Source organism: Virgibacillus sp. M23 (assembly GCF_034190895.1).
GTDB lineage: Bacteria > Bacillota > Bacilli > Bacillales > Amphibacillaceae > Virgibacillus > Virgibacillus salarius.
The window spans coordinates 1-474 of record NZ_JAWDHA010000228.1; the positions used below are offsets into that span (position 1 = coordinate 1).

The following is a 474-nucleotide window of genomic DNA, read 5'->3' on the forward strand; positions in this document are numbered from 1 at the left end:
GTCTGATGAAATTGAGAAAGCGGAATTCCATTTTAAAGTGGCGGAAGCGTATTATCACATGAAGCAAACCCATGTGTCGATGCATCATATTCTTCAAGCCTTAGACATTTATCAAAACCATCCCTTATACAGCATTAGAACCATACAAAGCTTGTTTGTGATCGCTGGAAATTATGATGATTTCAAACACTATGGCAAAGCGCTCCCGCATTTAGAAGCAGCGCTGAAATTGGCAATGGACATTCAAAACGATCGGTTTCTCGCCATTTCTCTATTGAACATCGCGAACAGCTATGATAGATCAGGAGACGATCAGATGGCTGTAGAACATTTCCAAAAAGCGGCGAAAGTGAGCAGAGAGAAAGTGCCTGATCTGCTTCCGAAAGTCTTGTTTGGGTTAATCTGGACATTATGTAAAGCGGGCCAGACACAGAAAGCGTTTCATTTCATAGAAGAAGGGCTGAACCGTAACAC

1 protein-coding gene is annotated in these 474 nt (G+C 42.2%); it reads left to right on the forward strand.

Features of this window, described 5'->3' with window-relative positions:
- Nucleotides 1–474, forward strand: a 474-nt coding sequence (locus tag RVS70_RS22230) for a tetratricopeptide repeat protein (RefSeq protein ID WP_321134885.1), incomplete at both ends; no start/stop codon positions are given.